Raw genomic sequence first — 23,999 nt, forward strand, 5'->3', positions numbered from 1 at the left:
TGGGCCTAAAAATCGGGCGGCAAATACGCAAGGCGCATTTGATTTATGATTTATTGTGAGGGGTGTGTAAAAGACGGATGAAGTGGTATGAGCTTAGGTCAGAAGAGGTCGAAAAAAAAGTTAATACAAGCCTTTCCAAGGGTCTTACCGACCAAGAGGTAAAACAGCGACAAAAGCAATTTGGATATAATGAATTGAAGGAAGCAGAACGCCCTTCAGCACTTTTGCTTTTTTTAGCTCAGTTTAAGGATTTCATGGTACTTGTATTACTTGCGGCAACTCTTGTTTCGGGGTTGTTGGGAGAATACATTGATGCTATCGCAATTATGGCAATTGTTCTAATCAACGGATTCTTAGGTTTTTTCCAGGAACGTAAGGCTGAAAAATCACTACAAGCCTTAAAGGAGCTTTCTGCACCTCAAGTGAATGTTTTCCGAAATAATGAATGGGTTCGAATTCTTTCGAAGGAACTCGTGATCGGGGATATTATTAAATTCACTAGTGGTGACCGGATTGGAGCCGATATACGTTTAGTTGATGTGAAGAGCTTAGAAATTGAAGAATCGGCACTTACAGGGGAATCCGTTCCGGTTACAAAGCATGTTGAAGCGATACGCGAAGGTGACGTTTCACTTGGTGACCAAGAAAATATGGCCTTTATGGGAACGATGGTGACACGTGGTAGTGGTATTGGGATCGTAGTTGGAACTGGTATGAATACGGCTATGGGTCAAATTGCAGAGCTTCTTCAGTCAGCACAAGCGATGATCACACCATTACAAAGAAGATTAGAGCAGTTAGGAAAAATCTTAATAACAGTTGCATTGATTTTAACTCTTTTAGTCGTCATTGTAGGAGTTATTAATGGACATGAACTCTATGAGATGTTCCTTGCGGGAGTTTCGTTGGCTGTTGCTGCAATACCAGAAGGGCTACCAGCTATTGTTACGGTTGCACTTTCCTTAGGTGTTCAACGAATGATTAAGAAAAATGCGATTGTCCGTCGCTTGCCGGCTGTTGAAACATTAGGCTGTGCATCGGTGATATGCTCAGATAAGACAGGCACAATGACTCAAAATAAAATGACGGTTACACATCTTTGGTCTGGGGGCAAGACCTGGTCTGTTTCAGGTACAGGCTATGATGTAAATGGGAAATTTTTTGCAGGAGAAAAAGAAATCAAACCCTCCGATCATAAAACCCTTCAACAATTATTAACCTTTGGCGTTTTATGTAATAACGCATCATTAAAGAAAAAAGAGGAGACAATCGTCATTGACGGTGATCCGACTGAAGGTGCACTTCTTGTAGCAGGTATTAAAGCTGGCCTTACGAATGAATTTTTAGCTGGGCAATTTGATATTGTTGAAGAGTTCCCATTTGATTCTGCCAGAAAAATGATGAGTGTCATCGTCAAAGACAAAGCTGGTAACCAGTTTGTTGTTACAAAGGGTGCACCAGACGTTTTACTTGGTGTAAGCAAATCGGTCCTTTGGGATCATAAACAACAAGCTTTAACAGTAGATTACGAGAATAAAATTAAATATGCGATTGAAGAACTTGCTTCAGATGCCCTCCGTACGATAGCGGTTGGCTTTAAATCATTAAGACCGAACCAAAAATTAGTATCGGAACGTGAAGCAGAAAGCGATTTAACTTTTATTGGAATCCAAGGGATGATTGATCCGCCACGTCCAGAGGTAAAAGCAGCTGTTAAAGAATGTAAGGATGCAGGAATTAAGACAATAATGATCACAGGTGACCATCTCATTACAGCTAAAGCAATTGCTACTCAGCTAGGTATTCTACCAACTGGTGGTAAAGTCCTTGATGGATATGCTCTTTCAAAAATGGATGTAGAGGAGCTTGAGGATATTGTCGATGATGTTTATGTATATGCAAGGGTATCGCCTGAACATAAGCTAAAAATCGTAAAAGCCCTACAAAGTAGGGGACATATCGTTGCGATGACTGGTGATGGTGTAAACGACGCTCCAGCAATTAAAGCATCTGATATCGGGATTGCTATGGGAATTACTGGAACAGATGTTGCAAAGGAAGCTTCCTCACTCATTTTACTCGATGATAATTTTGCGACAATTAAAGCTGCAATTAAAGAAGGACGAAATATCTATGAAAATATTAGAAAGTTTATCCGTTATTTATTAGCTTCCAATGTCGGTGAAATACTTGTTATGCTATTTGCAATGTTAATGGGCCTTCCATTGCCACTCGTTCCAATTCAAATTCTTTGGGTTAACCTCGTAACAGATGGATTGCCTGCAATGGCTTTAGGACTTGACCAACCAGAAGGAAATTTAATGAAACATGGGCCACGACATCCAAAGGAAGGGGTGTTTGCAAGAGGATTGGGCTGGAAAATTATTAGCCGTGGATTCTTAATCGGTATTGCGACCCTAGCTGCCTTTTTGGTCGTGTATCATAGGGACCCAAATAATTTAGGCTATGCGCAAACAATCGCGTTTGCAACACTTGTTATGGCTCAGTTAATCCATGTATTTGATTGCCGAAGCGAACGATCTATTTTCCATCGAAATCCATTCCAAAATATGTACTTAGTTTGGGCGGTAATTTCATCTGTTCTATTGATGCTAATTGTTATTTATTATCCGCCATTACAACCAGTCTTCAAGACATATGCTATTGCACCAAGAGATTGGCTCCTAGTGATTGGAATGTCAGCGATCCCAACTTTCCTACTAGCAGGATCGTTATTAACAAGCAAGCGTTCAACTGCCCGTGCATAAAATTGATTTAGACTTGGAATTTAAATATAAAACTATGTTATAATTCATGAGGTAGTGGAGTTTATACTCTATTACCTTTTTTCATTTGCCTACGAACTATTCGATTTTAGAAAACAATGGTAAAATAAGTATAGTTTATTACGAATGTATACATATAGCGAATCACCTGTTATGTTAGATTGGAAGTGATATGATGATTGCAAGTATGACAGGTTTTGGACGTGCCAGAAAAGAAACAAACGCATTTTTCGTTCATGCAGAGCTGAAATCTGTAAACCACCGATTCTGTGAAATCAATATAAGATTACCTAGACAACTACTGTTTCTTGAGGATAAAATAAAAAAAGTAATAGTCGAGCATGTAAAAAGAGGTCGAGTCGAAGTATTTCTTACAATTGAAGGCGGAGGACTTGTTTCGAAAACAATCTCCATTGATTGGGATTTATTAGATACCCTAGTTACATCAACTAGAAAAATCCAAGAAAAATACCAGCTAACAGATCAAATCACAACTGGGCAACTGCTTTCAAATGAAAATATTCTTTCCATCGAAGAAAAAGAAATGGAGAATCATGAACTAGAATCGACTGTCCTTGAGGTCATTGAAAGTGCAGCACTGCAATTGAGACAAATGAGGGAAGTTGAAGGTAAGAAATTAATCGAAGATATTTTTTTATTTCTTGGACAAATTGAAGAGAATGTACATATAATCAAAGAATATGCACCAAAAGTAGTTACCCATTATCGCGACCGCATCGAAAAAAGAATCAAGGAATATGTGGGAAATGAATTTGATGAAAATCGAATTCTCACAGAGGTTGCATTATTTGCGGAAAAAGCTGATATCAGTGAAGAACTAACACGACTAGAAAGTCACATTAGTCAATTTAGAGAAACTGTAAAAACAAATGAACCAATTGGTAGAAAACTCGATTTTATCGTTCAAGAAATGAACAGGGAAACGAATACTATCGGTTCAAAGGCAAACGACCCTTTAATTGCAAAACATGTAGTGGAAATGAAAAGCTTACTAGAGAAAATAAAAGAGCAAGTTCAAAATATTGAATAAGCTTGATTATAAAGCCATTTTCGCGGCAAAAATAGAGGGGTATATACTGGGGGAGATTAAGTGCAAATCAAATTAATAAATATTGGATTCGGAAATATTGTCTCGGCCAACAGAATTATTTCAATCGTGAGTCCCGAATCTGCTCCAATTAAACGTATTATTCAAGATGCAAGGGATCGAGGAATGCTCATTGATGCTACGTATGGCAGAAGGACGCGTGCTGTTATGATTATGGATAGTGACCATATTATACTATCTGCAGTCCAGCCAGAGACAGTTGCACAAAGACTATCTAAAGAAGATGAGCTAACAGACGAAGGGTAGGGTTAAGGACGAATGAAAGAAAGAGGTTTACTAATTGTTTTATCGGGTCCATCTGGTGTGGGAAAAGGAACTGTCAGAAAAGCGATTTTTTCACAGCCTGATACAAAATTTCAATACTCCATTTCTATGACGACAAGAAAGCCTCGTGAAGGAGAGGTGGACGGTGTCGATTACTTCTTCAAATCTAAGGAAGAATTTGAAGCTTTAATTGAGAACAACAAGCTGCTTGAATGGGCAGAGTATGTTGGGAACTATTATGGAACCCCAATTGACTACGTCGAATCAACCTTACAAGAAGGGAAAGATGTTTTTCTAGAAATTGAAGTACAAGGTGCACTTCAAGTAAGGAAATCATTCCCAGAAGGTCTATTCATTTTCTTAGCGCCACCAAGTCTAAAAGAATTAAAGAACAGAATCGTTACGAGGGGTACTGAAACTGATGATTTAATTCTTAACAGAATGAAGGTGGCAAAAGAGGAAATTGAAATGATGGACGCATATGATTATGTTGTTGAAAATGATCAGGTTGAGCTTGCCTGCAATCGGATTAATGCGATCGTAACAGCTGAACATTGTCGCCGTGACCGTGTGGCAAGACGCTATAAACAAATGCTGGAGGTAGATTTTTAATGTTAAATCCGTCTATAGATTCACTATTAAATAAATTAAATTCCAAATATACACTTGTGACTGTTGCTGCTAAAAGGGCAAGAGATATGCAAGAAAAAAATGATGGAATGGTACAAAAGCCTGTTTCCTTTAAATCAGTTGGTAAAGCACTAGAAGAAATTGATGCTGGTCTCCTTTATTATTCAACTGATAATAAAAACGCTGTTGATACAACACCAACAACTAATGAATAACCAAAAATAACAACCTCTCATGTAGGTTGTTATTTTTTTCAATAGGTAATGTATTTTGATGTCTAGCTAAAACGCTTAGCCCCTCGAGTTCATCATTCAAATCACTCCAGAAATCAGGGATTTCCTGCGTGATTCGAATTATGCTTGTCGGACTTGCACATGATGTGCTGACGTCTACGTTTGCCACAGGACGTGGCGGCTTTTAGTAGACGTTCATCTAAATTATTTTTAGCTTTTCTAATAAGGGGGATTAAAATGCTGGGTAAAAAAATACTGCTTTGCGTAAGTGGTGGGATTGCGGTATATAAGGCTGCAGCTTTAACAAGTAAGCTAACCCAAGCTGGTGCCAAAGTAAAAGTGATGATGAGTGAATCTGCAATGAAATTTGTTACTCCGTTAACATTCCAAGCACTCTCAAGAAATGATGTGTATTTTGATACTTTCGATGAAAAAAATCCTGCTGTTATCGCACATATTGATCTTGCTGATTGGGCTGACCTGGTTGTCGTTGCACCTGCAACGGCGAATACAATCGGTAAGCTTGCAACTGGAATTGCGGATAATATGATTACCACAACATTGCTAGCAACTACAGCTCCTGTTTGGATTGCTCCGGCGATGAACGTCCATATGTACGACCATCCTGCGGTAATACGCAATATTGATATTTTAGTAAAGGATGGGTATCAGTTTATTGAACCATCTGAAGGGTATTTAGCGTGTGGCTATGTTGGTAAAGGGCGTCTGGAAGAGCCAGAAAAAATCGTCGAACTCATTACTTCCCATTTTTCAGTGTCACCATTACTTCAAGGTAAAAAGATCTTAATTACAGCAGGACCAACACGTGAAAAGATCGATCCAGTTCGATTCTTTACAAATCGATCAACAGGAAAAATGGGCTATGCGATAGCTGAGGCAGCAACTAAAATGGGTGCAGAAGTTACCTTAATTTCTGGACCAACTACTATTTCAGCCCCTCCTAATGTGAAAGTGATTCCTGTTGAATCCGCTGAAGAAATGTATACACAAGTCATGTCCTTTTATAAACAAAGTGATATTGTCATTAAATCAGCAGCTGTTGCCGATTATCGTCCAAAGCAGGTGTATGATGGAAAAATGAAAAAGAAGACCGGGGATCTTGTTCTAGAACTTGAGAGAACAACAGATATTTTAAAAACTTTAGGTGAGAAAAAGGAACACCAACTTTTAGTTGGTTTTGCAGCTGAGACAGACAATATTGAAGAATATGCAAAAGGGAAACTAACCTCGAAAAATCTTGATATGATCGTTGCCAATAATGTGACGACAGAGGGAGCGGGATTTGGGACAGACACAAATCTTGTAACTTTCTACAAAAAGGATGGAACTCATAAAGAATTACCAATGATGACAAAGCTTGATGTTGCAAAAGCTTTATTACGTGAAGTGAAACAGATGATGGATGGCGAAAAGAAATGAAAATTGCCAGTATAATTGTTGATGTTCCTGCAATGCAAACAGATAAACCATATGATTATATCGTTCCTGATAAATGGAGTGACGTAATTGTACCGGGAATGAGGGTAGTTGTCCCATTTGGTCCCCGTAAAGTCCAGGGCTTTGTAATGAGTCTATCAAAAAGGAGCGAAGTAGATAAGCTGAAGGAACTTCACTCCTTGCTTGATCTCACACCTGCTTTGAACGAAGAGCTTCTCCATATTGGCAAATGGCTAACGGAAAAGACACTTTGCTTTACGATATCTGCCTTACAAGCGATGCTACCATCTGCAATGCGGGCGAAATATGAGAAAGAAATAAGACTTCTTGACCCGTCAAAAAGAAATGAATTGGAACCGGCGATTCAAGCTTCTTTTGAACAGCATGATGAGGTTCATTGGGAAGATGCTGAAAAAGACGATTTATTGCATATTTACCAAAAGGATATTAAAAAAGGCCTTCTTGAGGTTGTCTACAATGTGAAAAATCGTAGCAATAAGAAAACGATGAAACAAGTGAAGCTATCACTTTCGATAGAGGAAGCTGAAAGATTGGTTCAAGAGCTATCAGCGACTGCGAAAAAACAGAAACAAGTACTCGAGTTCTTTCTCAAAAAGAATAAACCTATCTTTTTAAAGGAGCTTTTGCAGGAGGTTGGGGTTACTGATAGTACGATTCGAACAATGGTGAAGAAAGGTTTTATCACCGAACAAAATGTTGAGGTTTACCGGGATCCATATGCGGACAGGCATTTTGAGCAAACGGCACCAATGCCACTTACAATTGAACAGCAAAACGCGATATCTCCAATACTTGCCTCAATCGAAGATGTACTTCATAAAGTGTTTTTAATGTATGGTGTTACCGGAAGTGGAAAAACCGAGGTATATATGCAAGCGATTGATGCTGTATTAAAACAAGGCAAAGAAGCGATTGTACTTGTCCCTGAAATTTCACTTACCCCACAGATGGTAAGTCGATTTAAAGGGCGCTTTGGCTCCCGAGTGGCTGTGATGCATAGTGGACTTGGGATTGGCGAGAAATATGATGAGTGGCGAAAAATTTATCGTAAGGAAGTAAGTGTTGTAGTTGGAGCGAGGTCCGCCATATTTGCTCCGTTTGAAAATATTGGGATTATTATTATTGATGAAGAACATGAATCAAGCTATAAACAGGAAGATAATCCGCGATACCATGCGCGAGATGTCGCGATTTTCCGTGGTCAGCTACATAATGCTCCTGTTATTTTAGGAAGTGCAACACCGACTCTTGAATCCTTTGCACGTGCATCAAAGAATGTTTATGAACTTATTACATTAAAGGAAAGAGTCAACAACAGGCCATTACCGACTGTTGAAATAGTCGATATGCGCGAAGAATTACGTAACGGGAATCGTTCGATGTTCTCAAGCTCTTTATTTGAAAAGCTTACAGCAAGACTTGAACGGAACGAACAGTCGGTTTTATTTTTAAATAAACGTGGCCATTCCTCTTTTGTTATGTGCAGAGATTGTGGGTATGTCGCAAATTGCCCGCATTGTGATATTTCGCTTACCTATCACAGATTACATCACCGCCTAAAATGCCATTATTGTGGCTATGAAACATTCATGCCTAATACATGTAATGAATGTGGTAGTGAGCATATCCGATTCTTTGGAACGGGTACGCAGAAGGTAGAAGAAGAACTTGCGAAGGTTTTACCAGAAGCTAGGGTCATTCGAATGGATGTTGATACAACAAGCCGAAAAGGTGCCCATGAGAAATTACTGAAGGAATTCGGTGACGGGAGAGCAGATATATTATTAGGAACACAAATGATTGCAAAAGGATTAGATTTTCCAAATGTCACATTGGTTGGTGTTCTAACTGCAGATACGATGCTAAATCTTCCAGATTTTCGTTCGTCAGAAAAAACATTTCAGCTCCTTACCCAGGTTAGCGGAAGAGCAGGACGTCATGAGCTGCCAGGTGAGGTTGTGATTCAAAGCTATACACCGGAGCATTATAGCATTGAACTTGCAAGCCATCATAATTTTGATGGATTCTACCAAAATGAAATGCGTATTAGAAAGGCTCATGCCTATCCACCTTATTATTATCTGGCTTTAGTAACTGTAACACACCCTGAGCTAACAAAAACGGTGGATGTTGCTGAAAAAATTGCAATCTATTTACGCAAAGCTTTATCAAATCAATCCATTATTTTAGGACCGGTGACATCACCGATTGCTCGCATTAATAATAGATATCGATACCAATGCATGATAAAATACAAAAATGAGCCAAATCTTAATAAGCTTTTAAAAGGAATACTGGATCGTTACCAAAGAGAAATTGCACAAAACTCACTCACATTATCAATTGACTTAAACCCATATATCATGATGTAGTTTAAAGTTATGGTGAAAAGTATAGACTAGTAAAAAAGTAGAATGTTGGAGGAACTTCGCTTGGCTTTATTACCAATTGTTAAATATCCAAATGAAATACTTGAGGTTGAATGTGAAAAGGTGACCACCTTTGACCGAAAGCTATCGAAACTAATAAAAGATATGTATGATACAATGCTTGAGGCGGACGGCGTAGGCTTGGCCGCCCCTCAGGTTGGAATTGCAAAACAAATCGCCATCGTTGAAATTGGGGACGAGAGCGGACTTATTGAATTAATTAATCCTGTGATCCTTGAGCGAAAAGGTGAACAGGTAGGTCCAGAAGGCTGTCTCAGTTTTCCGGACCTTTTTGGTGAAGTAACACGCAATAATTACGTAAAGGTGAGAGCCCAAAATCGACGAGGGAAAACTTACATAATCGAGGCAAATGAATTCTTAGCTCGTGCGATTCAGCATGAAATTGATCACCTTCACGGCATTTTATTTACCTCCAAGGTAAATCGTTTTTATGAAGAAGGAGAAATTGAAGGGTAGGTAATGACATGGAACGTATTGTATTTATGGGTACTCCAGACTTTTCAGTACCTGTTTTACGTCAAATAATAGAAGATGGCTACGAGGTTGTAGCTGTTGTGACACAACCAGACAGACCAGTTGGAAGAAAAAGAGTTTTAACTCCTCCACCCGTTAAAGTTGAGGCGTTAAAACACAATATCCCAGTCCTGCAACCAAATAAAATAAGAGAAAGACAAGAAATTGAACAAGTACTAAGCTATAAGCCTGATTTAATCATAACCGCTGCATTTGGACAAATCCTGCCAAAAGAATTATTAGAAGCTCCTAAGTATGGATGTATAAATGTCCATGCATCATTACTTCCTGAGCTTAGAGGTGGAGCACCAATTCATTATTCAATCCTTCAAGGAAAGAAAAAAACAGGTGTTACCATCATGTATATGGTCGAAAAGCTAGATGCAGGGGATATTTTAACACAAGTAGAAATTCCAATATTAGAAACAGACCATGTTGGTTCATTACATGACAAACTAAGCGTGGCTGGTTTAAAGCTTTTATCAGAAACAATTCCATTACTTTTAGATGATAAAATAACACCGATTAAACAGGATGATTCCAAAGCGACATTTGCCTCAAACATAAAACGCGAACAGGAAAAGATAGACTGGACAAAAGATGGGGAAGATATTTATAACCATATTCGTGGGCTACACCCATGGCCTGTCGCATATACCACATTAAATGAGGATGTAATGAAAATCTGGTGGGGTGAGAAGGTACCTTCATCTACCCCTAAAAAGAGCGGCACTGTTGTTTCAATTGAAAAAGATGGGTTTATTGTTTCGACTGGGAATACTACTTTTATCAAAATCACCCAATTACAGCCTGCAGGAAAGAAAAAGATGAGTGCAGAGCAATTCTTGATGGGGGCAAGTATACAGGTAGGAACTCAGTTAGGAGACAATAATGACGAAGACTAATGTTCGAAATGTAGCACTTGAAATTTTATTGCAAATTGAAAAAAATCAAGCCTATAGTAATCTTCTATTGAATCAAATGATTAAAAAGCATGAGGTTAGTGGAAAAGATGTAGGTCTCCTCACAGAAATTGTCTATGGAACAATCCAACGCCGTGATACACTGGATTTTTATTTAGCTCCTTTTTTAAAAAAGAGCAAAAAGCTGGATCAATGGGTGAGAATTTTATTAAGACTTTCCCTTTACCAAATGCTCTTTTTAGACCGAGTACCAGAGCGAGCTATCTTTTTTGAGGCAGTCGAAATTGCTAAAAAAAGAGGGCATAAAGGTACAGCTTCACTTGTAAATGGTGTGCTGCGTTCGATTCAACGTGAGGGCGTACCGTCATTAGATCAACTAACAGATGAAGTGGAAAGAATCGCAATTGAAACAAGTCATCCGATTTGGCTTGTGAAGCGTTGGGTCCGTCAAATGGGGCTTGAAGAAACTCGAAAAATGTGTGAAGTCAATTGTTTGCCTCCAGAACAAACAGCTCGGGCCAATTTAATGAAAACAACAAAAGAAGAGCTTATTCACATGCTAGACGTGGATGGAATTGAAGCAGAAAAGGGAAGCGTTTCTGTAGATGCCATTAAAGCGGTTCGTGGAAATCTAGCCCATGCAAAAGCTTTTAAAGAAGGGTATTTTACCATTCAGGATGAGAGCTCCATGCTTGTAGCCCGTGCGCTTGGTGTCGAAAAAGACGATCAAATTCTTGATAGTTGCGCAGCACCTGGTGGTAAAACAACACATATTGCTGAATTACTGAATAACACAGGAAAGGTTTTTTCAATCGACCTTCACGAACATAAAATAAAATTAATCAATGAAGCTGTAAACCGATTGGGTTTAGAAAACGTTGAAACAAAAGCACTTGATAGTCGAAAAGCAAGGGAATTTTTCGAAGCCGGGAGCTTTGATCGAATTCTTGTCGATGCCCCTTGTTCGGGCTTTGGTGTTATTAGAAGAAAGCCAGACATTAAATATTCAAAATTAGAATCAGATAACGAAAACCTTGCAAAAATACAATTAGACATTTTAACTGCAGTATCATCTTTATTAAAAAAAGATGGTATACTCGTGTATAGCACGTGTACAATAGATTACGAAGAAAATGAGGGTGTCATCAAAACCTTCCTTGAACAACATAAAGATTTTATACTGGACGAAACAATCGAAAATTACCTGCCTGAAATAGTGAAACCATATATTAAAAATGGACAGCTACAGCTTTATCCACATTATTTTGGTACGGATGGATTTTATATTGCAAGATTAAGAAAGCAGGTGTAATGTATTGGAAGAAGTACAAACAACTAGAAGAAAAAAACAAAACTTACCAAATTCTAAACCATCCATTTATTCACTTCAATTAGAAGAACTTGAAAATTGGCTCATCGAAAATAGAGAGAAGAAATTTCGAGGGAATCAGATTTTTGAATGGCTCTACACGAAGCGGGTTACAACATTTAATGAGATGACAAACTTATCAAATGCATTACAACAAAAGCTTGCTGAGCATTTTACGATCACGACGCTTAATACAATTATTCAGCAAACATCTGCTGATGGAACAATGAAGTTTTTATTTGAACTCCATGATGGATATTCAATTGAAACGGTTTTAATGAGACATGGCTATGGAAACTCGATCTGTGTGACAACTCAGGTTGGTTGCCGAATCGGCTGTACCTTCTGTGCTTCAACATTGGGAGGACTTAAACGTAATCTGGAGGCTGGCGAAATTGTTGCCCAAGTTGTCAAGGTTCAAAAAGCATTAGATGAACTTGGTGAGCGAGTAAGTCATCTGGTTATCATGGGAATTGGTGAACCGTTTGATAATTATGATCAAATGCTTTCATTCCTAAAAATTATTAATCATGACAAAGGCTTAAATATAGGAGCCCGTCATATTACCGTTTCAACAAGTGGGATTATTCCAAAAATCTATAAGTTTGCAGATGAAAAATTACAAATAAATTTTGCAATCTCTTTACATGCACCTAATACAGAAATAAGAAGCAGGTTAATGCCGATTAATCGCGCCTATAAACTGCCAGACTTAATGGAAGCTGTACGCTATTATATTGAAAAAACAGGTAGAAGAATTAGCTTTGAATATGGGTTATTTGGTGGAGTCAACGATCAAGTTGAACATGCTGAAGAACTAGCAGAGCTATTAAAGGGAATTAAATGTCATGTTAACTTAATTCCAGTCAATTATGTTCCTGAGCGCGATTATGTAAGAACACCACGAGAACAGATCTTTGAATTTGAAAAGACATTAAAGAAGCATGGTGTGAATGTTACAATTCGACGTGAACAAGGTCATGATATCGATGCTGCCTGTGGTCAATTACGAGCAAAGGAGCGTAAAGAGGAGACGAGGTGAAACTTATGAAGTCGTTCTTTTTGACAAACCGGGGAAAAGTAAGGCAAATCAATGAGGATAGCTGTGGTGTTTACTATAACAAGGATGGACAAGTATTAGCTGTCGTGGCCGATGGAATGGGGGGACATTTAGCTGGTGATGTTGCAAGTCATATGACAACATCACAGCTTCAGTCCTTCTGGGAAGCAAGTGAAAAAATCACCACTTCCGAATCGGCAGAAGCGTGGCTAAAGGAACATATTTCAAAAATTAATACAAATCTTTACACCCATTCGCAAGAAAATGATGAATGCAAGGGTATGGGAACGACTGTTGTTGCCGCAATATGTACGGACCTATACACAACGGTGGCCCATATTGGTGATAGTCGCTGCTATTGTTTAAATAGTCATGGGTTTCAACAAATTACCGAAGATCATTCACTTGTTAATGAACTAGTTCGTTCTGGGCATATTTCTAAGGAAGATGCAGAGCATCATCCACGCAAAAATGTCGTTTTACGGGCCTTAGGTACGGAAACACTTGTTCAAATGGACTTAAAAACATTAATTTTAGATGAAGGCGATATGCTTTTAATATGCTCTGATGGCTTGTCTAATAAAGTCTCGGAGGCTGAATTAAAAAGCATTTTAGTAAGCAACAATTCAATCGAAAAAAAGTGCGAAGAACTCGTTCAATTGGCAAATGATAATGGTGGAGAAGATAATATCACACTCGTAATCGTGGATTACACGCCTGAAAGTGAGGGCGAATAATTCTATGCTTATTGGAAGACGATTAAGTGGACGCTATAAAATTCTCGAGGTCATTGGTGGAGGCGGGATGGCTAATGTATATCTTGCTCGTGACATCATCCTTGAAAGAGATGTAGCTATTAAGGTTCTCCGTTTAGATTTTTCAAATGACGAAGAATTTATCAAGCGCTTTAGACGCGAAGCCCATGCGGCAACAAGTTTGGCACACCCAAATGTTGTAAGCATATATGATGTTGGGGAAGAAGAGGATATTTATTATATCGTAATGGAATATGTGCCTGGCCAAACCTTAAAACAATACATACAGCGAAATGCACCGCTTCATCCAAAAGAAGCGATTAACATTATGTTGCAGCTAACATCTGCGATCACACATGCACACCAAAATCAGATTGTACACCGTGACATCAAGCCTCAAAATATCTTAATTGATCATGATGGAACAGTTAAGGTAACTGATTTTGGAATAGCAGTTGCACTAAGCTCAACAACCATTACTCAAACAAACTCTGTGCTAGGTTCGGTTCATTATTTATCGCCAGAACAAGCCCGAGGTGGTATGTCAACACGAAAGTCTGATATCTATTCACTTGGTATTGTTATGTTTGAACTTTTGACAGGTCGTGTTCCTTTTGAAGGTGAATCAGCAGTATCCATTGCTTTAAAGCATTTACAATCCGATACACCATCGCCAAAAAGATGGAATGCTACAATACCACAAAGTGTTGAAAATATTATTTTAAAAGCAACTGCAAAAGATCCTTTCCATCGCTTTGATTCGGTTGAAGAAATGGAAGAGGATTTGCAGACAGCTTTATTTCCAAATCGGTTAAACGAAGAAAAATTTGTAATACCAGATATGGACGATGAAGTGACAAAGGCCATTCCGATTATCAAGGATAATATTCCATTCTCTCATGAAACAGTGGTAAGAGACTCGCAGAAGAACACAAATCAGTCTGAGCAGGACGACCTAAAACCAAAGAAAAAGAAGAAGAAAAATAAGCTTTTAGTAACGCTTGCAATTATCTTTTTCTTTATCATTGCTGCTGGTGTAGCCGCAGTTACGGTTTTTCCGGCGTTATTCTTACCAAAGGATGTCGATGTTCCGAATGTTTCAAACATGGACTATGATCGAGCTGTTAACAAATTAAAGGAAGCTGGTTTTAAAATTGGTGACACAATTGAAATCAGTGACCAAGAAATACAAGAAGGCTATATAGTCCGAACTAATCCTGAAGCTGGAGCCTCAGTAAAAGAAGGTGCCACGATTGATTTATATGAAAGTACCGGTAAAAAGAAAGTGGCATTTAAGGATTATGTCGGTAAAGATTTCGAGGAAGTTAAAGCCAAATTAGATAAAGAAAATTATTTATATGTGTATCCTGAAGAAGAATATAGCGACAGTGCGCAAGGAACAATCCTTAAGCAATCAATCGAAGAAGGCGAAGAGGTAGTTCCAGAAGAAACAGAAGTAACTTTTACAATAAGTAAGGGACTTGAAACTATTAAACTTGCTGATTTATCAAAATATCCAGCAAATGCACTTGATGAATATGCTAATTCAACTGGTTTGAATATCGATTATAAAGAGGAACAATATTCAGATGTGATTCCAGCAGGCCAAGCTATTTCGCAAACACCTGAAAAGGGGGCGGAATTAACAAAGGGTGGTAAGGTCAAAGTAATCATGTCAAAAGGACCTGAACCAAAAGAGCCGAAAAACGTTAAGCGTACCATTCCGATTGATTACACGCCTGATGAGGAAGGTAATCCACAACTAGTGAAAATTTATATTCAGGATGCTGAGCATAAAATCACTCAACTATATAAACAGTTTGAAATTAAAGAAAAAACCTCAATCGAGATTACGTTTGTCATTAATCCTGGTGAAACTGCCTCATACATGGTGTCGATTGATAATGAACCTTCTCAGAGTGAGGAAATTCCGTATCCTGAAGAATAGGTTGTCGTTACGAATGAACTAAAACAAGGAGTGAAACTATGCCAGAAGGCAAAATCATAAAAGCGTTAAGCGGTTTTTATTATGTAAAAGACGAAAATGGGGAACTGATTCAATGTCGTGGTAGAGGGGTATTTCGAAAAAATAAAGTCACCCCCTTGGTAGGCGATAATATTGTTTATCAGGCAGAAAATGAAACCGATGGGTATGTTTTAGAAGTATTGGAACGAAAAAATGAATTGGTTCGTCCGCCAATTGCCAATGTTGATCAAGCTATTTTGGTTTTTTCAGCGATTAAACCTGATTTTAGTCCATTGTTGTTAGATCGCTTTCTTGTTTTAGTTGAATCGAACGATATCGAGCCTATCATTTGTATTAGCAAAACAGATTTAATTTCGGATGATGCGGTTCAAGAAATAGAGAGGTATGCAAGAAACTATCAGGAAATCGGCTACCATGTCCTGCTAACGTCTACAAAGGAAAGGGAAGGTCTTGACCAGTTGCTACCGTTATTGGATAATCAAATTTCGGTATTCGCTGGTCAATCCGGAGTTGGGAAGTCTTCGTTGTTAAATACAATTCGACCAGATTTAGAGTTGAAAACGGATGAAATTTCAACGTCGTTAGGTCGAGGAAAGCACACAACGAGGCATGTTGAATTAATTGAGGTTGGTAATGGACTTGTTGCGGATACTCCGGGATTTAGTTCATTGGAATTTCTTACAATTGAAGCAGACGAACTTTCATATTGTTTCCCGGAAATCTATAAAGCGGGAGCCAATTGCAAATTTCGTGGCTGCACACATATTTCTGAGCCGAAGTGTGCTGTCAGACATGGAGTTGAAGACGGTAGTATTGAACAATTTCGTTATGATCACTATGTAAGTTTTTATGAAGAAATAAAGGAAAGAAAGCCGAGGTATTAACCATGATTAAAATTGCACCATCCATTCTTTCAGCAGATTTTGCAAAGCTTGGAGAAGAGATCAAGGATGTTGAAAATGGGGGAGCAGACTATATTCATGTAGATGTCATGGATGGTCACTTTGTTCCAAATATTACAATCGGTCCACTTATCGTAGAAGCGATTCGACCGATTACTAAATTACCATTAGATGTTCATTTAATGATTGAAAATCCTGACCAATATATTCCGACCTTTGCAAAAGCTGGGGCAGATTTTTTAACGGTACATGTTGAGGCATGTCCGCATCTTCATCGTACCATTCAGTTAATTAAATCTCATGGTGTTAAAGCTGGTGTTGTATTAAACCCGGCAACTCCTGTTGATACGATTAAGCATGTAATTGAGGATATTGATTTAGTGCTGTTAATGACTGTAAATCCTGGATTTGGCGGGCAAAAGTTCATCCATTCTGTTCTTCCTAAAATCCAAGAAGTTGCGCAAATGGTGAAAGATAAGAACTTGAAGGTTGAAATTGAAGTTGACGGTGGAGTCAATGAAGAAACAGCAAAACTTTGCGTCGATGCTGGTGCAAATGTCCTAGTTGCCGGGTCAGCCGTTTATAATCAAGAAGATCGTAAATCAGCTATTGAAAAAATCCGTAATTTGTAAAAAAGAGCAGAAATCTCTGCTCTTTTTTTCTATGGTTTTATTGCATATTTTTTCTTAGTGCGTACTATGAATTAGTAATGAACTTCATTTGAATTGTACTTTTTTTAATCAATTAGGCATAAGAATATTTTAAGTAGGTTTACATGATTTTGCTTTTATTAATATGTACTATGGTACTATTTTTTTACATTTGAATATTATTAATAAGGTAGACTGTACGATTTCAATGAAAGTACGTGGATATTGCATTGAGGAGGGAAAGTATGAAATTTTATACAATTAAGTTACCAAGGTTCTTAGGTGGTATCGTCCGTGCGATGCTAGGGTCATTTAAAAAAGGATAAAAAAAGCACCGACCTTAGGTGCTTTTTTTTGTGCAAATTTTTAGCTCTTACATAGTGTAAGAGCTAAGCGTTTTTCTTTATTACACGCGTTCTACTTTACCAGATTTTAATGCTCTTGCAGAAACGTATACGCGTTTTGGTTTACCGTCAACTAAGATACGAACTTTTTGTAGGTTAGCTCCCCATGTACGCTTATTAGCGTTCATTGCGTGGGAACGAGCGTTACCAGTAGTAGTTTTTCTACCTGTTATTACACATTTACGTGCCATTCTATTTCCCTCCTTACATGCACAGCAACAATCAAACATAATCGCTTTCTTCATAGAAATACTTATATAATTTATCATAACTAATGCGATATTGCAATACTTCAAAGCTGTGCTTTAAAGGAAAAATACTTGTCAAGACATAGAAATTTTAAAAAGCTATATAATAAAAGGTAATGAATCCACACGGCAAACCTGATAATTACTTTTAAAATATGCGACATTATAGTAAAATGACTGTAGCCAAGGTGAACAAATAAAAGGGGGAGACTTTCATGTCCATCGAATTAAAAACGAAGTACGGACAAATTGATATATCGAACGATGTAATTGCAACGGTTGCTGGAGGAGCCGCGATTGATTGTTACGGGATCGTCGGAATGGCTTCTAGAAAGCAAATTAAAGATGGTATTTCTGAACTTTTACGTAAAGAAAATTTTGCTCGTGGTATTGTTGTTCGTCAGGAAAACGATGAAGTGCATATCGACATGTACATAATTGTAAGTTATGGCACAAAAATTTCTGAGGTTGCCCACAATGTTCAATCTAAGGTGAAATATACATTAGACCAAACAGTAGGACTTGCTGCTAGCTCGGTTAATATTTACGTGCAAGGAGTTCGTGTAACGAACCCATAAAGAGGAGGAAAATTGAGTGTCAATTACTACATTAGATGGAAAACGTTTTGCAAAAATGGTGTTATTAGGTGCTACTCATTTATCTAATAACGCAAAAATGGTTGATGCCCTTAACGTTTTCCCTGTTCCAGATGGTGATACAGGAACGAATATGAATCTTTCCATGACATCTGGTGCAAAGGAAGTAAAAAATAATGTTAGCCCACATATTGGAAAGGTCGGATCATCCTTAGCGCGAGGACTATTGATGGGTGCACGCGGTAACTCTGGTGTTATCCTATCTCAGCTTTTCAGAGGCTTTTCAAAGGCGATCGAACAAAAGGAAACGTTGAGTGCTGGTGAATTTGCCCACGCTTTTGAATTGGGTGTGGAGACAGCATATAAAGCTGTAATGAAACCAGTTGAAGGAACAATATTAACAGTTGCAAAAGATGCTGCAAAGCGAGCGGTTGCTGTTGCGAACAATGAGACAAACATCATCGTTGTGATGGAAGAGCTTGTAAAAGAAGCTAAAGCCTCATTAAATCGTACACCTGATCTACTACCTGTATTAAAGGAAGTTGGGGTTGTAGATAGTGGCGGTCAAGGATTATTGCTTGTTTACGAAGGATTCCTAGCAGAATTAAAAGGTGAAACAATCGAAAATATGTCAATTGCAGAACCATCGATGAATGAACTTGTGAATGCTGAACATCACAAAAGTGTTCAAAGTCATATGAGTACAGAGGATATCGTATTCGGTTACTGTACAGAATTCATGGTTAAGTTTGAACAAGAAAAAACAAGCAAGCATCCATTTTCTGAAGAACAGTTCCGAAATGATTTAAGTCATTACGGTGATTCATTATTAGTTATTTCTGACGATGATATTGTGAAAGTACATATCCATTCTGAGCAGCCTGGTGAGGTTTTATCATATGGCCAACGATATGGTAGCTTAGTCCAGATGAAGATTGAGAATATGCGTGAGCAACATACGGCCATTTTAAATGAAGAGGAAGCACATGCTCCAGTACAAGAGAAACGTAACAAAGAAAAAGAGAAATATGCGATCATCACTGTTGCGATGGGTTCAGGAATTACGGATTTATTTAAGAGTATCGGGGCTCATGTTGTTATTGAGGGTGGACAAACGATGAATCCAAGTACTGAGGATTTTGTTAAAGCAATTGAATCAGTACATGCTGAAAACTTTATCATTCTCCCTAATAACAAAAATATTATTATGGCAGCTGAACAGGCAGCTTCTGTCGTTGATGGAAATGTAATAGTGGTTCCTTCACGGACTGTACCTCAAGGGATGTCTGCATTACTTGCATTTAATCCTTCTGGAGAATTGGAAGTAAATCAGACTACCATGACAGGCGCACTAAGTAATGTAAAAACAGGTCAAATCACATTTGCGGTACGTGATACCAATATTGATGGAATCGACATTGCTAAGGATGACTTCATGGGAATTGCAGATGGAAAAATTGTCGTAACAGATAAGGATAAGCTAAAAGCCGCAAAAGACCTTTTAGCTAAGATAATTTCCGATGATGACGATGAAATCGTGACTATTATTTATGGTCAGGATACTTCAGAAGTTGAGGTTAATGCCATTGTGCAATATCTTGAAGAAGAGTATGAAGATTTTGAGGTTGAAGCACATAATGGTGAGCAGCCACTTTACTCATTTATTTTCTCAGTTGAATAAGGCTTTGAAATAGAAGGGATTTATCCCTTCTATTTCAATGTTTGGGGACAATTTCCTGTAGATAAAAAAGTTATAGACAAATAGAGTAATATGTAGGAACACAGTTTGAACTTACTCCATAATTCTATAGTAAGTAGGGGGGAGAATATATGAAGTTTAGAAGTGTTTTTGATATTATTGGTCCAGTTATGATTGGTCCTTCAAGCTCACATACAGCGGGGGCAGCTCGTATTGGAAGGGTTGCGCGAAGCTTGTTTGGTCGCGAACCAAAATGGGCAAATATCTCCTTCTATGGGTCATTTGCCGAGACATATAAGGGCCACGGAACAGATGTTGCAATCATAGGTGGATTGCTTGATTTTGATACATTTGATGAAAGAATTAAAACTTCATTGGAAATCGCCAAAGAAGCAGGTATGCAGATAAAGTTCATTGAAGAGGAAGCTATTCCAGAGCACCCTAATACAGCTCGAGTTTCGATTGGTGATGATGAGGGGGAATTAGAGCTTGTTGGTATTTCTATAGGTGGCGGAAAAATTGAAATTACCGAATTAAATGGGTTTCAGCTTCGTCTGTCTGGAAATCATCCTGCCATTCTTGTTGTCCACAATGACCGCTATGGTGCGATTGCAGGTGTTGCGAATGTGCTTGCGAAATACGCCATCAATATCGGACATATGGAAGTTGCGCGGAAAGAAAAAGGGATGCAAGCTCTCATGACAATTGAAGTGGATCAAAATATCGACGAGCAGGTTTTAGATGAACTATCTACCTTACCCAATATCTTAAAGGTAGCTAAAATTGTCGACTAAGTATCATTTTTAAAACGTTTTCTACTTTTAATCATGTCTAGCTCCAGGCGCCATCGGCTCTCGGGTCTTAGCCAATCGCTTCGGAAGGTAAAATGAACCTTCTGTCAGCGCTTGTCTTATGCTTGTCACCGATAGGCGGGCGCCTTACGCTTTTCTTACAGGAGGGTTTTTATGTTTCGTAATGTTGCTGAGTTAGTAGAACTTGCTACTACTAAAAATATGAAAATAGCAGATGTGATGATTGAACAGGAAAGTGAAGTAACGGGAAAAAGCCGTGAAGAAATCATCGCTCAAATGGAACGAAATCTAGAAGTCATGGAGAAAGCCGTCGAAAGAGGACTAGCTGGCGTTTCATCTCATTCTGGTTTAACAGGCGGAGATGCCGTTCTGTTACAGAATTATATAAAAAAGGGAAACTTCTTAACTGGTAAAACAGTTTTAGATGCTGTCAGTAAGGCGGTAGCAACAAATGAAGTTAATGCAGCGATGGGAACAATTTGTGCAACACCTACTGCTGGTTCCGCTGGTGTTGTTCCAGGAACATTGTTCGCTGTGAAGGAAAAATTGAATCCCACAAAAGATGAAATGGTTCAGTTTTTATTTACAGCTGGTGCATTTGGATTTGTTGTTGCCAACAACGCATCGATTTCAGGTGCTGCAGGTGGCTGCCAAGCAGAAGTTGGTTCAGCTGCTGGAATGGCTGCAGCGGCAATTGTCGAAATGGCAGGAGGTACTCCGCAGCAATCTGCTGAAGCAATGGCAATTACGTTAAAAAACATGCTTGGGCTTGTCTGTGATCCAGTCGCTGGGCTTGTCGAGGTACCATGTGTAAAGCGTAATGCAATGGGGGCAGCAAATGCAATGGTTGCCGCAGATATGGCATTAGCTGGTGTTACAAGTCGAATTCCATGTGATGAAGTAATCGATGCAATGTATAGAATAGGTCAAACAATGCCAACGGCGTTAAAAGAAACTGCTCGAGGAGGGCTAGCGGCAACCCCGACAGGTCGTGCACTTGAGGCAAAGATCTTTGGGATTTCGCTAAACAAAGGTGAATAGTCATCTACAGCAGCCTGTCACGGAAATTAAAGGAATCGGTGAAGAGACAGGAATACAGCTTAATGAGATGCATATTTTCACCATTCATGACCTACTTATGTACTTTCCGTATCGATTTGAAGATTACAGTTTACGAGACCTTGCTGAGGTCAAGCATGAGGAGAGAATCACGATTGAGGGAAAGGTACACAGTGAGCCACTGTTAACCTATTACAATCGTAAACGATCACGCTTAACCTTCAGGGTCCTAGTTGGTCGCTATTTAATAACAGCGACCTGTTTTAATCGGCCGTATTATAAAAATCAGATTTCGTTAAACGATACTGTTACAATTACAGGGAAATGGGATCAGCATCGGCAAACGATTACTGTCAGTGAGGTAGTTTTCGGTCCGATGATAAAAGATAACCGTATAGAACCTGTATATTCTATAAAAGGGAAAATCACTGTAAAAGGAATGAAGCGTTTTATCGCGCTTGCCCTCAAGCAGTTTGGCGAACAAATTGAGGACAATCTCCCTGAGCAATTATTAACAACCTATCGGCTTTTACCAAAGAAGGATGCTATTAAAATTATGCATCATCCATTAAGCCATCAGGATTTAAAACAAGCACGAAGACGTTTTGTGTATGAAGAGTTTCTGCTTTTTCAACTAAAAATGCAGGCATTAAGGAAGTTTGAGCGAGAGCAAACAGCAGGTTCTTCAATGGAATTTCAAATGGGAGAACTAGAAGGTTTCATGAATGGATTACCATTTCCATTAACAAATGCTCAAAATAGGGTTGTTACAGAAATTATCAATGACCTTCGTTCCCCTTATCGAATGAATCGATTACTTCAAGGTGATGTTGGTTCAGGGAAAACCGTTGTTGCAGCCATCTCCTTATATGTAGCCATCCTTTCAGGATATCAGGGTGCATTAATGGTGCCAACAGAAATTTTAGCTGAGCAGCATGCCCATTCACTTGCCGAGCTATTTTCGGATTATGGATTAAATATTCAACTGTTATCGAGCTCTGTAAAAGGTAAACGAAGAAGAGAAATTCTGGAACAGCTTAAATCGGGAGAAATCCATATATTAGTAGGTACCCATGCTCTTATCCAAGACGAAGTCAATTTTCATAAGCTCGGCCTCGTTATAACAGATGAACAGCATCGATTTGGTGTAGAACAACGCAGAGTTTTACGAGAAAAAGGTGAAAATCCCGATGTTCTTTTTATGACTGCTACACCAATTCCCAGAACGCTCGCGATTACTGTATTTGGCGAAATGGATGTTTCGGTTATTGACGAAATGCCCGCAGGACGGAAGAAAATCGAAACCTATTGGGTAAAGCACGAGATGTTAGAGCGGATTTTGGTATTTATTGAAAAGGAGCTCGCTAAAGGTAGACAAGCCTATGTCATTTGTCCGCTGATTGAAGAATCTGATAAGCTGGATGTTCAAAATGCGATTGATGTTCATACAATGCTCAGCTTTCATTTTCAAAACAAAGCGAAAGTAGGCCTAATGCATGGGCGATTAAGTGCAGATGAAAAAGAAGATGTGATGAGACAATTTAGCGAAAATGACGTTCAAATTCTCGTCTCAACTACCGTTGTTGAGGTAGGTGTAAACGTTCCAAATGCGACATTGATGGTGATTTATGACGCGGAACGTTTCGGTCTATCACAGCTTCACCAACTTCGAGGACGTGTCGGTAGAGGTAGCGAACAGTCATACTGTATTCTTTTAGCTGATCCAAAGTCTGAGGTTGGAAAAGAACGAATGCGGATTATGACAGAAACAAATGACGGTTTTGTTCTTTCGGAAAAAGACCTGGAGCTTCGTGGACCTGGAGACTTCTTCGGTCGGAAACAAAGTGGTGTTCCCGAATTTAAAGTAGCAGATATGGTCCATGATTATCGGACATTAGAAGTGGCACGTAATGATGCTGCAAAACTAATCCATTCTAAGGCGTTTTGGGAGGATCAATCCTACAAACACCTACGGGAAAATTTATTACAAACCGGTGTTTTAGATGGCGAAAAACTGGATTAAATGATACTTTTTCATTGCGGATTGTAGG

The 23,999-nt window shown here is 38.7% G+C and carries 22 protein-coding genes; 21 read left to right on the forward strand and 1 reads right to left on the reverse strand.

The features are described 5' to 3' along the window. Nucleotides 1-77: 77 nt before the first annotated feature. The 16 genes from V7112_RS01710 (at nucleotide 78) to spoVM (ending at nucleotide 17,456) form a co-directional block, all read left to right on the forward strand. Complete coding sequence (locus V7112_RS01710; RefSeq protein WP_335414471.1) at nucleotides 78-2,768, forward strand: calcium-translocating P-type ATPase, SERCA-type; 2,691 nt, start codon at nucleotides 78-80, stop codon at nucleotides 2,766-2,768. Nucleotides 2,769-2,961: 193 nt separating this feature from the next. Further along, nucleotides 2,962-3,837: a YicC/YloC family endoribonuclease gene (locus tag V7112_RS01715; RefSeq protein WP_335414474.1), complete on the forward strand. Its 876-nt coding sequence runs from the start codon at nucleotides 2,962-2,964 to the stop codon at nucleotides 3,835-3,837. A gap of 60 nt (nucleotides 3,838-3,897) precedes the next feature. Beyond that, nucleotides 3,898-4,161 carry an extracellular matrix/biofilm regulator RemA gene (gene remA / locus V7112_RS01720; RefSeq protein ID WP_010282579.1) on the forward strand — a complete coding sequence of 88 codons (264 nt, stop codon included), beginning with the start codon at nucleotides 3,898-3,900 and terminating at the stop codon, nucleotides 4,159-4,161. Nucleotides 4,162-4,173: 12 nt separating this feature from the next. Further along, entirely contained in the window at nucleotides 4,174-4,791 is a 618-nt protein-coding gene (gmk, locus tag V7112_RS01725; protein ID WP_335414476.1) for a guanylate kinase, read from the forward strand. Then, nucleotides 4,791-5,024, forward strand: a complete 234-nt coding sequence (gene rpoZ, locus V7112_RS01730) for a DNA-directed RNA polymerase subunit omega (protein WP_335414479.1) — start codon at nucleotides 4,791-4,793, stop codon at nucleotides 5,022-5,024. The genes gmk and rpoZ overlap by 1 nt, the downstream gene beginning before the upstream one ends. A 255-nt stretch (nucleotides 5,025-5,279) precedes the next feature. Beyond that, nucleotides 5,280-6,482, forward strand: coding sequence for a bifunctional phosphopantothenoylcysteine decarboxylase/phosphopantothenate--cysteine ligase CoaBC (gene coaBC / locus V7112_RS01735; RefSeq protein WP_335414481.1), 1,203 nt, complete (start codon nucleotides 5,280-5,282; stop codon nucleotides 6,480-6,482). Then, nucleotides 6,479-8,893: a primosomal protein N' gene (gene priA / locus V7112_RS01740; RefSeq protein ID WP_335414484.1), complete on the forward strand. Its 2,415-nt coding sequence runs from the start codon at nucleotides 6,479-6,481 to the stop codon at nucleotides 8,891-8,893. Before coaBC ends, priA begins: the two co-directional genes overlap by 4 nt. 60 nt (nucleotides 8,894-8,953) lie before the next feature. Next, entirely contained in the window at nucleotides 8,954-9,427 is a 474-nt protein-coding gene (gene def / locus V7112_RS01745) for a peptide deformylase (RefSeq protein ID WP_335414487.1), read from the forward strand. An 8-nt stretch (nucleotides 9,428-9,435) separates the two neighbouring features. Beyond that, nucleotides 9,436-10,389, forward strand: a complete 954-nt coding sequence (fmt, locus tag V7112_RS01750) for a methionyl-tRNA formyltransferase (RefSeq protein ID WP_335414490.1) — start codon at nucleotides 9,436-9,438, stop codon at nucleotides 10,387-10,389. Further along, nucleotides 10,376-11,719, forward strand: a complete 1,344-nt coding sequence (rsmB, locus tag V7112_RS01755; RefSeq protein WP_335414493.1) for a 16S rRNA (cytosine(967)-C(5))-methyltransferase RsmB — start codon at nucleotides 10,376-10,378, stop codon at nucleotides 11,717-11,719. Before fmt ends, rsmB begins: the two co-directional genes overlap by 14 nt. 4 nt (nucleotides 11,720-11,723) lie before the next feature. Beyond that, nucleotides 11,724-12,818, forward strand: coding sequence for a 23S rRNA (adenine(2503)-C(2))-methyltransferase RlmN (gene rlmN, locus V7112_RS01760; RefSeq protein ID WP_335414495.1), 1,095 nt, complete (start codon nucleotides 11,724-11,726; stop codon nucleotides 12,816-12,818). Between the two features lie 5 nt (nucleotides 12,819-12,823). Continuing rightward, a complete protein-coding gene (locus V7112_RS01765; protein ID WP_335414851.1) occupies nucleotides 12,824-13,573 on the forward strand; it encodes a Stp1/IreP family PP2C-type Ser/Thr phosphatase in 750 nt (249 codons plus the stop codon). Nucleotides 13,574-13,577: 4 nt separating this feature from the next. Further along, complete coding sequence (pknB, locus tag V7112_RS01770) at nucleotides 13,578-15,539, forward strand: Stk1 family PASTA domain-containing Ser/Thr kinase (protein ID WP_335414497.1); 1,962 nt, start codon at nucleotides 13,578-13,580, stop codon at nucleotides 15,537-15,539. A gap of 38 nt (nucleotides 15,540-15,577) precedes the next feature. Then, entirely contained in the window at nucleotides 15,578-16,462 is an 885-nt protein-coding gene (gene rsgA / locus V7112_RS01775) for a ribosome small subunit-dependent GTPase A (protein ID WP_335414500.1), read from the forward strand. A 2-nt stretch (nucleotides 16,463-16,464) separates the two neighbouring features. Then, nucleotides 16,465-17,112, forward strand: coding sequence for a ribulose-phosphate 3-epimerase (gene rpe / locus V7112_RS01780; RefSeq protein WP_335414503.1), 648 nt, complete (start codon nucleotides 16,465-16,467; stop codon nucleotides 17,110-17,112). A 263-nt stretch (nucleotides 17,113-17,375) separates the two neighbouring features. Continuing rightward, nucleotides 17,376-17,456 carry a stage V sporulation protein SpoVM gene (gene spoVM / locus V7112_RS01785; protein ID WP_057996873.1) on the forward strand — a complete coding sequence of 27 codons (81 nt, stop codon included), beginning with the start codon at nucleotides 17,376-17,378 and terminating at the stop codon, nucleotides 17,454-17,456. Nucleotides 17,457-17,536: 80 nt separating this feature from the next. Here spoVM and rpmB read toward each other — a convergent pair whose 3' ends face one another. Beyond that, the gene (gene rpmB, locus V7112_RS01790) at nucleotides 17,537-17,725 is read right to left on the reverse strand and encodes a 50S ribosomal protein L28 (protein ID WP_335414506.1); all 189 of its coding nucleotides are present in this window, start codon (nucleotides 17,723-17,725) and stop codon (nucleotides 17,537-17,539) included. Nucleotides 17,726-17,997: 272 nt separating this feature from the next. Here rpmB and V7112_RS01795 point away from each other — a divergent pair, with 272 nt between their 5' ends. From V7112_RS01795 to recG, 5 genes are all read left to right on the forward strand, one after another. Continuing rightward, a complete protein-coding gene (locus tag V7112_RS01795; RefSeq protein WP_335370386.1) occupies nucleotides 17,998-18,360 on the forward strand; it encodes an Asp23/Gls24 family envelope stress response protein in 363 nt (120 codons plus the stop codon). 16 nt (nucleotides 18,361-18,376) lie between these two features. Then, nucleotides 18,377-20,059 carry a DAK2 domain-containing protein gene (locus V7112_RS01800; protein ID WP_335414509.1) on the forward strand — a complete coding sequence of 561 codons (1,683 nt, stop codon included), beginning with the start codon at nucleotides 18,377-18,379 and terminating at the stop codon, nucleotides 20,057-20,059. A gap of 149 nt (nucleotides 20,060-20,208) precedes the next feature. Continuing rightward, nucleotides 20,209-20,871 (forward strand): L-serine ammonia-lyase, iron-sulfur-dependent subunit beta, encoded by a 663-nt coding sequence (gene sdaAB, locus V7112_RS01805; protein ID WP_335414512.1) that lies wholly within the window; start codon nucleotides 20,209-20,211, stop codon nucleotides 20,869-20,871. 171 nt (nucleotides 20,872-21,042) lie between these two features. Next, the gene (gene sdaAA / locus V7112_RS01810; protein WP_335414515.1) at nucleotides 21,043-21,930 is read left to right on the forward strand and encodes an L-serine ammonia-lyase, iron-sulfur-dependent, subunit alpha; all 888 of its coding nucleotides are present in this window, start codon (nucleotides 21,043-21,045) and stop codon (nucleotides 21,928-21,930) included. Beyond that, nucleotides 21,923-23,971, forward strand: coding sequence for an ATP-dependent DNA helicase RecG (gene recG, locus V7112_RS01815; protein WP_335414518.1), 2,049 nt, complete (start codon nucleotides 21,923-21,925; stop codon nucleotides 23,969-23,971). The genes sdaAA and recG overlap by 8 nt, the downstream gene beginning before the upstream one ends. Nucleotides 23,972-23,999 lie beyond the last annotated feature (28 nt).

The sequence above is a fragment of the Bacillus sp. JJ1566 genome, assembly GCF_036962685.1.
GTDB lineage: Bacteria > Bacillota > Bacilli > Bacillales > Bacillaceae_L > Ferdinandcohnia.